Origin of the sequence: Pseudanabaena sp. FACHB-1998, from assembly GCF_014696355.1 — a bacterium.
Taxonomy (GTDB): Bacteria; Cyanobacteriota; Cyanobacteriia; order Pseudanabaenales; family Pseudanabaenaceae; genus Pseudanabaena.
Map to the genome: position 1 here is coordinate 15,163 of NZ_JACJQA010000023.1, position 14,419 is coordinate 29,581.

The 14,419-nt window shown below is 43.7% G+C and carries 17 protein-coding genes; 8 read left to right on the plus strand and 9 right to left on the minus strand.

The window, feature by feature from the left end:
- The first annotated feature begins 94 nt into the window (after nt 1-94).
- Nucleotides 95-778 carry a hypothetical protein gene (locus H6F42_RS08125; RefSeq protein ID WP_190398855.1) on the plus strand — a complete coding sequence of 228 codons (684 nt, stop codon included), beginning with the start codon at nt 95-97 and terminating at the stop codon, nt 776-778.
- Nucleotides 779-880: 102 nt separating this feature from the next.
- Here H6F42_RS08125 and H6F42_RS08130 read toward each other — a convergent pair whose 3' ends face one another.
- From H6F42_RS08130 to recO, 3 genes are all read right to left on the minus strand, one after another.
- Nucleotides 881-2,272 (minus strand): malic enzyme-like NAD(P)-binding protein, encoded by a 1,392-nt coding sequence (locus H6F42_RS08130; RefSeq protein ID WP_190398856.1) that lies wholly within the window; start codon nt 2,270-2,272, stop codon nt 881-883.
- A 190-nt stretch (nt 2,273-2,462) separates the two neighbouring features.
- Nucleotides 2,463-3,842 (minus strand): MFS transporter, encoded by a 1,380-nt coding sequence (locus H6F42_RS08135; protein ID WP_190398857.1) that lies wholly within the window; start codon nt 3,840-3,842, stop codon nt 2,463-2,465.
- A complete protein-coding gene (gene recO / locus H6F42_RS08140) occupies nt 3,839-4,681 on the minus strand; it encodes a DNA repair protein RecO (protein WP_190398858.1) in 843 nt (280 codons plus the stop codon). Before recO ends, H6F42_RS08135 begins: the two co-directional genes overlap by 4 nt.
- Nucleotides 4,682-4,956: 275 nt before the next feature.
- On the opposite strand from recO, the gene H6F42_RS08145 reads away from it, so the two are divergent.
- A complete protein-coding gene (locus H6F42_RS08145; protein ID WP_190398859.1) occupies nt 4,957-5,472 on the plus strand; it encodes a GAF domain-containing protein in 516 nt (171 codons plus the stop codon).
- Between the two features lie 39 nt (nt 5,473-5,511).
- Nucleotides 5,512-7,686 (plus strand): transglycosylase SLT domain-containing protein, encoded by a 2,175-nt coding sequence (locus H6F42_RS08150; RefSeq protein WP_242018374.1) that lies wholly within the window; start codon nt 5,512-5,514, stop codon nt 7,684-7,686.
- Between the two features lie 209 nt (nt 7,687-7,895).
- Here H6F42_RS08150 and H6F42_RS08155 read toward each other — a convergent pair whose 3' ends face one another.
- From H6F42_RS08155 to H6F42_RS08165, 3 genes are all read right to left on the minus strand, one after another.
- The gene (locus H6F42_RS08155) at nt 7,896-8,951 is read right to left on the minus strand and encodes an ArsA family ATPase (protein WP_190398860.1); all 1,056 of its coding nucleotides are present in this window, start codon (nt 8,949-8,951) and stop codon (nt 7,896-7,898) included.
- The gene (locus H6F42_RS08160) at nt 8,948-9,253 is read right to left on the minus strand and encodes an HU family DNA-binding protein (RefSeq protein ID WP_190398861.1); all 306 of its coding nucleotides are present in this window, start codon (nt 9,251-9,253) and stop codon (nt 8,948-8,950) included. The genes H6F42_RS08155 and H6F42_RS08160 overlap by 4 nt, the downstream gene beginning before the upstream one ends.
- 187 nt (nt 9,254-9,440) lie before the next feature.
- The gene (locus tag H6F42_RS08165; RefSeq protein ID WP_190398862.1) at nt 9,441-9,635 is read right to left on the minus strand and encodes a cytochrome b6f subunit family protein; all 195 of its coding nucleotides are present in this window, start codon (nt 9,633-9,635) and stop codon (nt 9,441-9,443) included.
- 126 nt (nt 9,636-9,761) lie between these two features.
- Here H6F42_RS08165 and panB point away from each other — a divergent pair, with 126 nt between their 5' ends.
- Nucleotides 9,762-10,526, plus strand: a complete 765-nt coding sequence (panB, locus tag H6F42_RS08170; RefSeq protein ID WP_190398863.1) for a 3-methyl-2-oxobutanoate hydroxymethyltransferase — start codon at nt 9,762-9,764, stop codon at nt 10,524-10,526.
- Between the two features lie 46 nt (nt 10,527-10,572).
- Here the strand turns inward: panB and H6F42_RS08175 are convergent, their stop codons facing one another.
- Complete coding sequence (locus H6F42_RS08175; protein WP_190398864.1) at nt 10,573-11,280, minus strand: DNA alkylation repair protein; 708 nt, start codon at nt 11,278-11,280, stop codon at nt 10,573-10,575.
- Nucleotides 11,243-11,434, minus strand: a complete 192-nt coding sequence (locus tag H6F42_RS08180; protein WP_190398865.1) for a hypothetical protein — start codon at nt 11,432-11,434, stop codon at nt 11,243-11,245. The genes H6F42_RS08175 and H6F42_RS08180 overlap by 38 nt, the downstream gene beginning before the upstream one ends.
- A 70-nt stretch (nt 11,435-11,504) precedes the next feature.
- Between H6F42_RS08180 and ahcY the strand changes: the two genes are divergently transcribed.
- The 4 genes from ahcY to H6F42_RS08200 all read left to right on the plus strand — a co-directional run bounded on the left by ahcY (nt 11,505) and on the right by H6F42_RS08200 (nt 13,861).
- The gene (gene ahcY / locus H6F42_RS08185; protein ID WP_190398866.1) at nt 11,505-12,794 is read left to right on the plus strand and encodes an adenosylhomocysteinase; all 1,290 of its coding nucleotides are present in this window, start codon (nt 11,505-11,507) and stop codon (nt 12,792-12,794) included.
- Nucleotides 12,795-12,900: 106 nt separating this feature from the next.
- Nucleotides 12,901-13,194 (plus strand): helix-turn-helix transcriptional regulator, encoded by a 294-nt coding sequence (locus H6F42_RS08190; protein WP_190398867.1) that lies wholly within the window; start codon nt 12,901-12,903, stop codon nt 13,192-13,194.
- Nucleotides 13,191-13,646 carry a PIN domain-containing protein gene (locus H6F42_RS08195; RefSeq protein ID WP_190398868.1) on the plus strand — a complete coding sequence of 152 codons (456 nt, stop codon included), beginning with the start codon at nt 13,191-13,193 and terminating at the stop codon, nt 13,644-13,646. The genes H6F42_RS08190 and H6F42_RS08195 overlap by 4 nt, the downstream gene beginning before the upstream one ends.
- Nucleotides 13,647-13,663: 17 nt before the next feature.
- On the plus strand, nt 13,664-13,861 hold the full coding sequence (locus tag H6F42_RS08200) for a hypothetical protein (RefSeq protein WP_190398869.1): 198 nt from the start codon (nt 13,664-13,666) through the stop codon (nt 13,859-13,861).
- A 75-nt stretch (nt 13,862-13,936) separates the two neighbouring features.
- On the opposite strand, the gene H6F42_RS08205 is transcribed toward H6F42_RS08200, so the two are convergent.
- Nucleotides 13,937-14,215, minus strand: a complete 279-nt coding sequence (locus H6F42_RS08205; RefSeq protein WP_190398870.1) for a hypothetical protein — start codon at nt 14,213-14,215, stop codon at nt 13,937-13,939.
- Between the last annotated feature and the right edge of the window lie 204 nt (nt 14,216-14,419).

The window sequence follows — 14,419 nt, forward strand, 5'->3', positions numbered from 1 at the left end:
TAATTATTCACTGCGTAGAGAGGAAAGCATTGTAAGATTGATTTTTATCACAAATTTCAAACAACTTTATAAAGCAAGTTTGGCAGGATTATGGATGGATTCAAATAGTGGAAGTATTAAAGGTTTGCTAGAGCAGAAAATAGTGGAGTGTTATAGTTCCCAAGGTTATGAAGTGATTCATCATCCCGATCTACACCAACTTCCTTTTGATTTCAATAGCTATGCTTCAGAGTACTATCCAGATCTATTGGTGAAAACCTCTGAACATGAGGGGTTTATTATTGAAATTAGGGATACGGCGGCAGATTTAGCGATTGCTCAATACCGTTTACTCGCTCAGACCGTTGCAGCCCATAGCGGTTGGAGATTTTTGTTAATTACTGGGGAAGATGCCACACCGATCGCCGAAGAAGATATTGCTGATCCCAAATTAACGCGATCGCAAATTCTCAATCGCAAAGAGCGGATAGCTAAATTAATTTCTATCGGGGAGCATGAGGCGGCTTTTTTGTCGTTATGGATTTTCGCTGAGGTGTTAATGCGTCGTCATGCCCGACAAACTTTCCTTCCGATTGATCGGCTGCCCACCATTGCGATTATCGAGCATCTTCACGCTCAGTCAGAAATGTCCGAATCGCAGTTTGAAAGGGCGATCGCTTTAAATGAAGTAAGAAATCGGGTGGCGCATGGGTTCCCTGTTAAGTCGATTAATTTGAATGAGGCGCTAGAAAAACTTTTAAATTTAGTCGATGAGTTTATCGCTACCGAAAAAATTTAACCCCAATAATACTAAAAGAAGAAATGGCTATGCCATTTCTTCTTTTAGTATTATTAGATTTGGTATAACAAAAAGGCGGCGCGAAGCGCTGCCTTTTTGTTGTTAGGCGTTAGCTAATCCCTGTTGACGTGCAACTGCATGGACAGCCGCCGCAACTGCGTGGGAAACGCGAGGATCAAAGACTGAAGGAATAATAAAATCTGGAGCAAGATCACTCGCGCTTACTAAAGAAGCGATCGCCTGTGCTGCACCTAAATTCATTTGGGTCGTAATTTTAGTTACCCTTGCATCAAGCGCACCTCGAAAAATACCAGGGAAAGCCAGCACATTATTGATTTGGTTGGCATAGTCACTGCGTCCTGTCGCAATTACTGCGACATCGTTTTCTACCAATTCGGGCTGAATTTCAGGGTTAGGATTAGCCATTGCAAACACCACGGGAGCAGGAGCCATACTTCTAACCATTTCAGGAGTAAGTGCGCCCTTGACGCTCAGACCGATAAACATATCGGCTCCCTTAATTACATCGGCTAAAGAACCAGCCGTATCGCTGACGAATTCTAATTTTTCGGCTGTGAGATCAGTGCGATCCTTACTGATACAACCCTTGGAGTCGCACATAGAGATGCGCTTGACCCCTGCTTCCCGCAGGAGTCGAGCCACCGCAATCCCTGATGCACCAGCGCCATTCATCACAATGCGAACCGTATCAATGGGTTTGCTAACTACTTTGAGGGCATTGATGGTAGCTGCAACTACAACTACCGCCGTACCATGCTGATCGTCATGATAAACAGGAATATCTAATTCTTCCTTGAGACGTTTTTCGATCTCGAAGCAACGGGGAGCGCTAATGTCTTCTAGATTTACACCACCAAAGGTTGGGGCAAGACGTTTGACGGTTTCCACAATTTCATCGACATCTTTAGTGTTTAAGCAAATTGGAAAAGCATCTAATCCCGCAAATTGCTTAAAGAGCATCGCTTTGCCTTCCATCACAGGCATAGCTGCTTCGGGGCCAATATCACCTAGCCCTAATACGGCTGTGCCATCGGTGACCACTGCAATTGTGTTGCATTTGATCGTGTAGTCATAAACCTTGCGCTTGTCTTCGGCGATCGCCATACATACGCGCCCCACACCGGGGGTATAGACCATGGCGAGATCATCTTGACCTTTAACCGCTACTTTCGATTCAAGATGAATTTTCCCGCCTTTATGGACTTGAAAGGTGCGATCGTAAACATCGAGAACGCGGATTTCGGGAACTGCTTTAACAACTGCAATTAATTTATCCATATGCTCGGCGCTGTAGGCATTCACCGTAATATCGCGCACCGAGATTTTGCGAGTTTGCTGGATTAGGTCAATCTGTCCGAGATTCCCTCCCGCGTCAGCTAGAGCGCTAATGACTGAAGAGAGCATTCCTGCGCGATTAAGAAGTTGCACGCGGATAGTCAAGCTAAAGCTGGGGTTAGGTGTTAATTGTTGCATCGTGAGGAGTAAGAAACTGCATGATGGGTTAGAGAAATCTAAGCTTAAGTTTGGATTTCTCTAACCCATGCAATACTAGCCGATTGTTTGTGAGGTTTACGTTACAAATCACACGATTTCACGAAAAAAGCCCCATTAAAGAAAGGCAGCGCTAAGCGCTGCCTTTCTTTGATGGGGCTTTGAAAAAGAATCACGCTTTGGGTGATTCTTTTTCATTGGGTGTAACTAGCTTACGGGCAATATACCAAGTGAGTATTCCTGTAAATAAAGCGATCGCACTCAGGGCAAAAATTACCTCTTGCAATCCGAAATAGGATTCGGCAATACCCGCAACAGAGAGGGGCAAACTTAGGGCGATATTGACAGCATTATTCTGTAAGCCAAAAACCTTGCCGCGCACATCCTCAGGGGTTTCTTCTTGAATAACGGTTTGCATGGGAATCACACATAAACCTGCAAAAATGCCTGTTCCTGCGATCGCCACCAGCCCTAGTCCAAAGCGATCGCTAAAAAAGCCAAGCATCGCCAAAAATACGCACATGCCTACGGAACCAATCAGGGCAAGGGTTTGACGACTACAAATATGCCCTAACTTGGCGACGAAACCCGCACCGATCGCCATGCCTAAGCTTGCCACCGCTAAGAGAAATCCAAACTGTTCCGATTTGATTTCGGGCATCACCTCCGCCAAGCGCACGGCTAAAACCGTCAGCGCCGCGATGATGGAGAAGGTGCAAATTAGCTGAATCAATGCCGAAAGCGAAGTCTTTTTATGGTTGAGATATTGCAATCCTTCCTTAATGTCAGTCCAAATATGCAAACTATCACGATGCAAGTTCTCTTTGGTTTCACCTGTTTTTAAGAGAAGTAAAATTATTCCTGCTAATAAATAACTACCACCTACAAGGATTTCTTGACCCACATTATGCCAAAGGTGATCAGATAAAGCTAAAAGTGGCTCACCAAGGGCAAACCCTAAAATTAGAGCTGCCATAATCGTCGTGGTGTAGAGGGAATTGGCAGCTAATAACTTGGGTTTCTCTACCACTAGCGTAATGGCTGACTGCTCGGCAGGGGTAAAAAACTGGGTGAAGGTAGACACTAAAAAAGTGATACATAATAAGCCCCAAAATCCAGTCGGCGCACCCCAAGGTAACACGCTATTTTTAGTTGCCCACAGCAACAGGGGAATGCTTAAAACTAAAGATCCTCTGAGAATATTGGAACTGACTAAAACTGTTTTCTTATTCCAGCGATCGACATACACACCAGCGATCGATCCAAATAAAATCGCAGGAATTGTAAAGGACACCATGACTGCGGAAACCCAACCGCTAATCGTTTCTCCCTCATGCTGAAATCGTGTAGAAACGATCGCAATTACGAGTACTAGAAAAACCTTATCAGCAATCTGGGAAAAGACCTGTCCAGTCCAGAGCGATAAAAAGTTTGGATTACGGAGAACCGATTTGGAATCACTGGTGCTTTCTAATTCCCCATTTTCAATATCCGTTTTGATTTCGGGTGTTTCTGGAAGATTTGGGGTAGGTGGATCGAATAAATGGGTCATATATTAAAAAAACAGTTGTCAATCAGTGCCGAAGACTGGATTGGTCTATCAAAATGATACTGTGCATAGGCTCGTAACAGCCTTTCAACAGCAAGCCAATCTGTTACATGTGACTCTAAAATATTATCGGTTAAATCGGCTTGAGTAAGTTCTTGTATAGCCAAGAGTTCGCGGGCGGTAAGGTAATGACTAATCCGATTTTGCATAGCTTCACTACCGATTTCGGCAAGTTGATATGCGCGATCGCCGTTCGGATTACCGTCACTCAACGGTGGGTTTTCGAGGTTGATTACCCCACCACCCACAATACTAAATCCCGCTTTCCATTTAGGATTTTCGCGATTAGGGATCACTGCACTCTGATTAATACAGCAACTATATACCTGTGGGGCAAATCCTGCGATCGCTAGTAAATGGTATGTGCCATGCACCAAATGTGCCAAAACATGATGATTCTCAGCATTTTGAATCCTTGTCAGATGCTCCACTAGCAACAAAAACAATTCTTCCTGCGGTTGAGCCGATAAAGCTTGCATAAGCGCAAGTTCCGATAAATATTGAGCAGCCGTGAGTCTAGCCAGAGTTTTCCCCAAACCCACAAAAGATTGCAGCATTTCCGCATTTTTGATCCGATCCATACTGCGCCCAATCCCAATTTGCAGATCATTCACCACAAATAAGCCCGATCGCCCTGCCATTGCTGATCGATGTTTTCGCGCTCCTGCGGCGACCGCCTTAATTAAGCCATGTTCTTTTGTGAGGATGGTCAATAGGCGATCGTTTTCTCCTAGAGGCATCCCTTTGAGATTAATTCCCGTAGCTCGATATTCTCTAGGCAATTTAAAATTCTCGTCTGAATTTGCAAAATGTAGCTACATCTGATTGAGGCTTTATACCAAATGAAGAAATGGCGTAGCCATTTCTTCATTTGGTATAAAGCCTGACTGGGTTTGCTTTGCAAACCTTTTTGAAAGTTCCTTGGTTTTCAGGAAAGCGCAAAGCTCTGTATTAACTATCATGTTAGGATAAAATCTGAAACAAAAGAGAGTTGAAGTGCTTCCAGCCTTAGTTCTTTTTTCGGGTTTAACTCAGGTGTACTGAAAAATTTATTGCAATGATGCATACTAGCAATCATGGTTTGAGCTTGATTTTATCTCGGATTACTAATAAGCTTCAGCAAGATGTGGTAGTTAGTGACACATTGCATGAGCTAAGAGACGTAATCAACGTCGATCGCGTAGTTTTATACTATTTCTATACGCACTGGAAGGGACAAGTAACTTTTGAGTCATTGAGCGATCATAAATATTCGATTATTGGATCGATGGGGGCGGATGATTGTTTCAACCTAGAATATGCGGAACTTTATTTAGCTGGGCGCATTAATTCTACCGATGATATTGAGACCGCGAGTATTAGTGACTGTCATCGAAACTTTTTGAGAACTATCCAAGTCCGATCTAACTTAGTAGCTCCAGTTTTAACTAATGGAAAATTATGGGGATTGTTAGTGGCTCATCAATGTCAGCATGTGAAAAATTGGCAATCTTCAGATATTGAAGCTATTCATCAATATTCCGTCAGCTTGGCCACGGCTTCATCTGCGATCAAGGAGACATTGGAATATTAAAATAAATGTTAAGATGCTGCTCATTCAGAACGTAGCGGGATGAAAAAATTAATGCGTTGGTCTATCGTACTCATGCTCAGTGCTACATTAGCAGGGGCTAGTGCACCTCTAATTACAGCTTCTTCTGAGTCCGATCTTGCTCTAAATGCAAGTTTAGCGAATAGCCGAGACAATAAGTCCTTTGATCCTTTAACCTACTACTCAACCGATCAAAGACTTGCCAAATTGGAATCTCAAGTTAAACAAGCAGCTTCCAATTCCAATAATTCTAATATTGATAACCTCCGCTCTCGACTAGTAATTGCGGACATTTATCTCAATAATCGGAAAGCGCGTGAAGCGATCGCTACTCTCGACAAATTAGAAACCGAGTATCCGATTTTGGCAGACTATGTGTTGCTGAAGCGCGCGCAAGCACAAACCCAACTCCGCGATCTGACAACAGCAAAATCAACTTGGGAAACTCTGTTAAAAAACTTTCCCGCTAGCCCTGCTGCTGCGGAAGCTCTATTTGCGTTATCGCAATACCAAACACTTTTAGACAAATTTCCAGCTCATCCCCGATCGCAAGAAGTTGCCCTTAACCTGCTAGCCCAAGCACCTAGTCGTACGGATTTGATGCTCCATTTAGCAACTTATTTTGGTGACTACAAACAGATTGTGCCAATTTTAGATCGCCTAGTTGCTTCATCACCAAAACTTAGTTCCGAACAATGGTGGGCAGTTGCGGATGCATATTTCGATAAATTTGAGTTTGGCAAGGCTGCTAAGGCATACGAACGGGCTACGTCAAATCCTATTACCGCCTATAAATATGCTCGTAGCCTCCATCGTGGTAGACAAATTGATTCAGCGATTAGTGCTTACAATCGGGTGGTGCAGCAATTTCCCAAAAGCCCTCAAGCCCCTCGCGCTTTGGTGCGCCTAACCCAAATTGAATCCCCTGAAGTAGCGATCGCCGCCGCCGATCGGCTGGTGGCAAATTATCCTGATACTGCGGGTGAAGCGCTTGCCATTAAAGCAGAAATTTTGCAAGAAAAGTTGGGTAGCCCCAAAGCTGCTAGCAGTGTACGTAATTTGCTATTAGCACGCTATGGCAATAGTAACGAGGCGGGTGAACTGCGTTGGCGGATTGCGAAGGGACAAGCGAGAGGCGGTCAGCTAAACAATGCGATCGCTGCTGTGGAAATGCTCATCGCTAATAGCCCAGAGAGCAGTTTTGCTGCCGAGGCGAGTTTTTGGGCTGGCAAATGGGCTAATCAAATCGGTGATAAAAACCGAGCCAAGAAGTTTTTTGAATTTGCAATTCGCCAACATCCAGATTCCTATTATGCATGGCGAGCCGCAGGCACTTTAGGCTGGAACGTCGGTACTTTTACGACCGCTCGTTACACGACACCAGCACTGTCCATCCCTAGCGCTAGACAGGCTTTACCTGCGGGATCTGCGAAATTGCAAGAGTTGTATATTCTGGGGCTTGATCGTGATGCGCGATCGCAATGGCAAACGGAAATTCGGAGCAAACTGAATCTTGAACCCAATGAGATTTTCACCGATGGGGTATTGCGGGTAGCGACTCAAGACAATCTCAAAGGTATTAGAACGATTGAGAGCTTGGATTTGATTGATGTAGCGCCCCCTCTCAAAGCAGACATTGCCAAGATCAAACAGCATCCAGCTTATTTTCAATCCCTTTATCCATTCCATTACTGGGACGTAATTTCTAATTGGTCTCGCGAACGGAAACTATCACCAGCGCTAGTAATTGCTCTAATGCGCCAAGAGTCGCGCTTTGAAGCTCAAATCCGTTCTCGTTCAGGGGCGATCGGACTGATGCAGATTATGCCCGATACTGGCTCATGGATCGCTAGCAAAAAAGGACTGAACAATTACAATCTGGATAATCCTGTAGATAATATTAGCTTTGGAACTTGGTATCTAGACTATACGCATAGTCGCTATGGCGATAACTCCATGCTTGCCGTAGCCAGTTACAATGCAGGACCGGGAGCCGTGGGGCGCTGGGTAGAGGGAAGGAGCATTGGCGATCCCGATGAGTTTGTCAATAGTATTCCCTATGAAGAGACGCGAGATTATGTATCCAAAGTTTTAGGAAACTATTGGAACTATTTACGGTTATATTCTCCTGCGGTGCAACAACAAATTGCATCCTTGAAATCAAGCAATAGCAACAATGTTTCCTCGAAGTTTTAACAACTCTTGGAATATTCCCTTACCACTAACTAAATGAAGAAATGACGTAGCCATTTCTTCATTTAGTTAGTGGGTTTAGTTTTTATAGCAATGTAAGTTTTGCTTAGGACATAAAAACCAAAAAGCGAGTTGCGGCGCTTCGCGCCGCAACTCGCTTGATTTGTCTTAAAGTGACCACAGCTATAAATACGGTAGCTGGCAGGAACTGACTAACCAAAGGAAATAATTAGATAGGAATCTTGGAATTTTGCACCTGTGGCTTGTTTTCCAGCAAGCTCATTGGGTAAGAAGATATTGCGGCGTTGATCACCCGCTTCGATGGTGACTTCGGGTCCTAACTGGATTAGTTTGACCTGTTTTTTATTAAAGCTTGGCAAAAATAACTTAACTTGCTTAGTTATGGTGTTGATTTCGATAGGTTTGGGTGCAAGGGTTGCATCGCCTATCGCTAATTCCGTTACTTGATCGGGAATTTGGCTAATCGCAAGCGGTGCAAAGTCCGCTTCGGGGATAGTTCCTCTCGCTAATACGCCACCAATTGTTAAACCGACTTGTTGAGCGCTGCCCCATAGATATTTGGCGGTGGCGATCGCATAGGGATCATCGGTAGTTACTAAATAAGCGGCGACGCGATGAGGATCATTAACCGCTTTTTGTCCCCTAGTTAATACTGACGACATTTCTCCCGCTTGCTGGGAAATGTCATCGGTACTGGAAACTTGTAAAATACTTCTTAAAATTGGTTCCACAAAGGGAGAAATTGCTTGCCCAAGGGCAGAACCAGTTAATACCTGTTTGAAGCGGCGGAGATACCAGCCCAAAATTTCGGGCATTCCCAACATGCGTAAAGTTTCCAGATCGCTAGCGCCATCGTAAATAATTACGTCATAATTACCTTCAGCATCACGTTCTCGCAAAAAACTTAAACCCAGAGCCGAATCCATTCCCGGCAAGATTCCCAATTCTTGTCCATAGACTTCCTTAAAAAAAGGAGTTCGCAGATATTGAGTTTCAAGATTTTTCATCCTGTCCCAATACCTTTCAAGGAGAACTGTGGACTGTAACTGCACAGCCGTAAAATTTGGGGCGATCAATTGCGGATCAGCAGATAGTTCAGCATTGAGCCTCATGCTGAGACTATCTCCTGCTTGTTGACCGACTAAAAGGACTCGTTTATTTTGAGCGGCAAAAGCGCGCGCCACAGCGATCGCTGTGGTCGTTTTGCCAACACCACCTTTACCGAGAAATGTGAGAATTAGGCTCATGGGGATTGCTCTGTAGACTTTTGCACCAGCTTTTTTAGATGAGGGCTGGGCGTGAAATGAGGAATTGTAACTTCGGGAATCGTAATTGGCTGATGTGTGCGAGGATGACTTCCCGAACGAGCGCAACGGTGTCTTATTCCAAACTTGCCAAAATCACTCAACATAATAGATTGGTGATTGGCTAGAGATTGGGTGAGGCAGGTTAAAACTGCCTCAAGACTGGCTGAAGCCATGCTGTAGCTTAGTCCGTCAACCTCTGCCATCATGCCCCGAATGATATCTTGACGGTTAATATCGGCCATAGGGCAAGTGGTTAATTAAATTTAAAAATTACATCATCATCAATTTAGAGAAACCAGTTTGGAGAAAAGGTTGCTCATGATTCATGTAAGTATTGAGGCGTAGATAATATAAATTCTCAAAACCTGTGGCGCATCGTGCGCGTGCGCCACAGGTTTTGGTTCTGTTTTTTTAATTACGCCTAGCTGCTTAGGCTACTGATTCTAACTCATCTGCAAAGAACCAAGATTTAGAGCTATCAGAAAATTTAACGATGTAGCCCCATTTGCTACCATCCATAATCTTCTCTTCTTTGATTACGCCAACTTCACCGATTTTGTTAGAGATAGCCTTACCACTACCATCTTTGAAACTACGAACACGAACCTTTTGTCCAACTTGCATAATGTTTGCTTCTCGTACCGAACTCAATTAAGCTTTTACGTTTGCTTTAAAAAGTTTACATTAGATAGTAGGACATGATTAGCTCTGTTCATGTGTTTTTTCAGCTAAGTCCCGAGGAATGCTACGATGCCAGTCACGATCGCCCAACTGCAAAAATGGAAACAACAAAAGAAATCAATTGCAGCTTTAACGGCAACTGACTATGCGATCGCTAAGTTATTAGATAAAGCTGGCGTGGATCTGGTCTTAGTTGGTGATTCCTTGGCAATGGTGGCTTTAGGATACAAAAATACGTTGCCAGTCACTCTCGACGATATGATTCGCCACGCCCAAGCGGTCGGACGCGGGATTGAAAACGCTTTATTGATCGTAGATTTGCCCTTTTTAAGCTATCAGGTCAGCACCGAAGAAGCCATGCGATCGGCGGGTAGAATTTTTAAAGAAACCGATGCTAAAGGGATCAAACTCGAAGGCGGATATCCTGAAATGGTAGAAACGATTCGCCGCCTTGTCCAAGTCGGTATTCCTGTGATGGGGCATGTGGGGCTAACGCCCCAATCGGTACATCGCATTGGCTATCGCGTCCAAGGTGTCACTCCTGAAGGGGCGCAGGAAATCTTGCATCAGTCTAAGGCTCTGGTCGAAGCGGGGATTTTTGCGTTGTTATTAGAAAATATTCCAGAGAAATTAGCAACCCAAATTACCGAGTTAATTCCTGTGCCGACCATTGGCATTGGTGCTGGCACAGGCTGTGATGGACAAATTTTAGTTACCCACGATGTTTTGGGCTTGTCCGATTGGCAGCCCCCCTTTGCGCGGAAGTATGCCGATTTGCAAAGCACGATTACCGATGCAGTTAAGCAATATTGCCAAGATGTCCGTTCCCAATAATATTGCGGTGCAAAGCACCACAATATTATTGGGATAAGGAATGCCTTTATTTGGGGCGTTTTAAATAGGCTTTGCGGGTTGGTTCTGCAAAATGCTCGATCGCATAGCGCAGCATCGTCCGTGGCATTTGTTGGTGATATATATCGAGAAATTCCTTTAAAATTTGTCGATCCTGTTTGCCCACTTCCCGCAACATCCAACCAACGGCTTTATGAATTAAGTCATGGGAATGGTTTAGTAAAGTCAAAGCAATTTGCAAAGTATCGGCATAATGCCCATGTTTGATAAATTTCAGAGTCGAAACGATCGCGATTCTCTGCTCCCAAAGGTTAGATGATTGGGCTAATTGATGCAAAATTTGGTGATCGCGATCTAACAAATAAACACCTAAAATTTTGTAACAACTCACATCCACTAAGTCCCAATTATTAATCAATGCGGTGTGATCTAGATAAAACTCCACAATTTTCTGTTGTTGATTTGGATCTGCCTTAGCAAATTGCTCAGTCAAAATTAACAAAGCCGTTAGTCGATATTCATGGATTTCCGTTTGCAATAACTGCTCTAAATCGCCAAAGTCAAGCCCGATAAATTGCTTTGCCAATTTTCGTTGTTCAGGCACTGTAATTCCCAAAAAGCGATCGCCTTCACCATATTCACCTTTGCCAGTTTTAAAAAATCGCGATAGTTCTACCGCTTTGATCGGACTAGTAAGGTTATTTAGGGAATTTTTGAGAGCATTTACTGTCGCCATAGGACTCCAAATTGTAGCTAGCGCCAAGTGTATTACAGGAGTTTGCGCCCAATACCGAACCAAGAAGACGAGTTGCGGCGCTTTGCGCCGCAACTCGTCTTCTTGGTTTAATGCAAGCAACATCGTTATAAATGAGGTTAATGGCGATTGCCATTAACCTCATTTATAACGATGTTGCTTGACCTATAATAAAGTTAAATTTTGTAAAAAATTCAACTCAATACATGACCACTACCATTGCGCCTGAAACCGTGACCGTTAAGCACGAAATTAAGGACATTTCTCTTGCACCTCTAGGCAAACAACGTATCGAATGGGCTAGCCGCGAAATGCCCGTATTGCGCCAAATCCGCGATCGCTTTGCTGCCGAAAAGCCCCTTGCAGGTATTCGCATCGCTGCTTGCTGCCACGTCACCACTGAAACCGCCAACCTCGCGATCGCTCTTAAGGCAGCAGGTGCTGATGCCGTATTGATCGCCAGCAACCCTCTTTCTACCCAAGATGACGTTGCTGCTTCCTTGGTTTACGATCACGGGATTTCGGTATTTGCTATCAAAGGCGAAGACAACGCCACATACCATCGTCACGTTGAAATGGCGCTAGCTCACCGTCCCCACATCATCGTTGATGACGGTAGCGATGTAACCACAACTCTCGTACTTCACCACGCCGATCAAATTCCTGAAATCATCGGTACTACCGAAGAAACCACCACAGGTTTAGTTCGCCTCAATGCCATGTTCCGCGATGGCAAGTTGACCTTCCCTGCGATCGCGGTTAACGACGCAGAAACTAAGCATTTCTTTGATAATCGCTACGGTACTGGTCAATCTACCCTTGATGGCATTATCCGCGCTACGAATATTTTGCTAGCTGGCAAAGTGATTGTCGTCGCTGGTTACGGCTGGTGTGGTAAGGGTGTTGCTCTCCGCGCACGCGGTATGGGTGCAAACGTAGTTGTCACCGAAATCAATCCTGTTGCAGCGATCGAAGCTGCTATGGATGGATTTAGTGTCATGCCTATGGACGAAGCTGCAAAGATTGGCGATATCTTCATCACCGTTACTGGCAACAAGCACGTCATCCGTCGCGAACATTTTGAAACCATGAAAGATGGTGCGATCGTGGCTAACTCTGGTCACTTCGATCTAGAAATTGACCTAGTTGCTCTCAATGATCTCAGCGAATCGGCAAGCTTCGTTCGTAACTTTACTCAAGAGTACCAACTTAAGTCTGGCAAGTCCGTCATCGTCATCGGTGAAGGTCGCCTAGTTAACCTAGCTGCTGCTGAAGGTCACCCTGCAAGTGTTATGGACATGAGCTTCGCAAACCAAGCTCTTGCCTGTGAATTCCTCGTTAAGAACAAGGGCAATTTACCTGCTGGTGTTGTGCCAATTCCTAAGGACATTGACCAAGAGATTGCGCGTTTGAAGTTGCAAGCAATGGGTATCACCATTGATACGCTCACTCCTGAGCAAGTTCACTATCTCAATTCTTGGACTGAAGGAACATAATCAAAAAAGGGAGCGCTAAGCGCTCCCTTTTTTGTGAAGTGGATTAGTTATGAATATGCCAAATAAGGTATATTAGATGTAACTCAACAAATCAAAAAACAAATAAATGACTCAGAATCAAATCCCTGAAGTTATTCAAGGTAGCGACAATGTGTTTCAGGACTTGGGCTTTGCGCCAGAAGAGGCTCTTAATCTCAAAATTCGGGCGAACTTGATGTTGAATATTAAGCGGTTCATTCAGTCTCAAGGATGGACGCAAAAACAAGCGGCTTTATTTTTTGGTGAAACTCAACCTCGGATTAGCGATTTGTTCAATGGCGATATTGAGAGGTTTAGCATTGATAAGTTGGTGATGATGTTGGTGCGTGCGGGTATGGATGTGAGGTTTGAGGTGTTATGAATAAATCTCCATCTATTTATCTGGATGCTTGCTGTTTCTGTCGGCTTTTGGATAATCCTTCGCAATATCGAGTTAGATTAGAGACAGAAGCAGTTGTTACCATTTTAGAATGTTGCGATCGCGGGGAAATGTCTTTAATTAGTAGTGATGCACTAGAATTCGAGTTACAGAGGATTCCTAATGTTGAGGGTCGCGAACAAGTTTTTGCTTTTTTGAATGCAGCAAAGATTTTTGTTGAGACAACCGCTAATATTGAAGATAGGGCAGAGAGTTTTTGTAAATTAGGCTTTACGCTCTATGATGCTTTACATTTAGCATTTGCCGAGGCTTCCGATGCAACGGTTTTTCTGACGACAGACGATCGCCTACTCAGGAAAGCAATAAGCTATGCTGGTAACATTAAGGTTAGGGTTTCTAATCCAGTAACTTGGTTAATGGAAAATCAAGAGTAAATTTAGGAGGGTTAGTGATGAAAGTTAGTGAAATTTCTAGACGTGGCTACAAAGCTTTGATTCAAGAGTTGGGCTATGCTGGGGCTGCAAGATTTTTGTTAAGGTTTGAGTCTGGTTCTGGCGACTATACCAAGGAACGTCATCAGGGATTAGAGCAATTGACAATGGATGATTTTCGGTCTTTTGTGCGCCAGAAAAGAGAAAAGAATGATTGAAAATCGCTCTAAATCTCAACACAAAGCGATCGCACCCGATCCAACGTATTGTTTTGTCAGATATATTTAGTAGTTTCAGAATCTAGAATTGCTATCCCATGAGTTTTTTCGCTGCCAGCTTCCTAAAACATTAGATTCTTCGACATGATATCTCATTTGATTGAGTTGATGTTCTTTTAGTGCAAGCTCGTTAGCTAGTTCATCAGTGAGTGATTCTAGGTCATCAATGCGGTCGTTTGCAACTGATAAATCTCTACGAGCTTGTGATAACAATTGAGAATAATTAAAGAGCAATCGTATAGTAGTAAAATGCTTGATCTTATCTCCACTTGAAATATCAAGGTCTTCAAACATTAATACTTATACTTTCTCTGGACATTCTACCAATTCCTTCAAGCAAATTTGCCATTGCTGAAGAGAAGATGCTTCTTTTTGTATCATATAACTGATGTTACGTGGAAGGAAAACAGAGTAGAGTAAAGATAGACTCCGACAGAGGTTGAAAGGTATGGACAGAAAGTTCTTAGACCTATACTCAGATTACCTAATCAGTAGTTT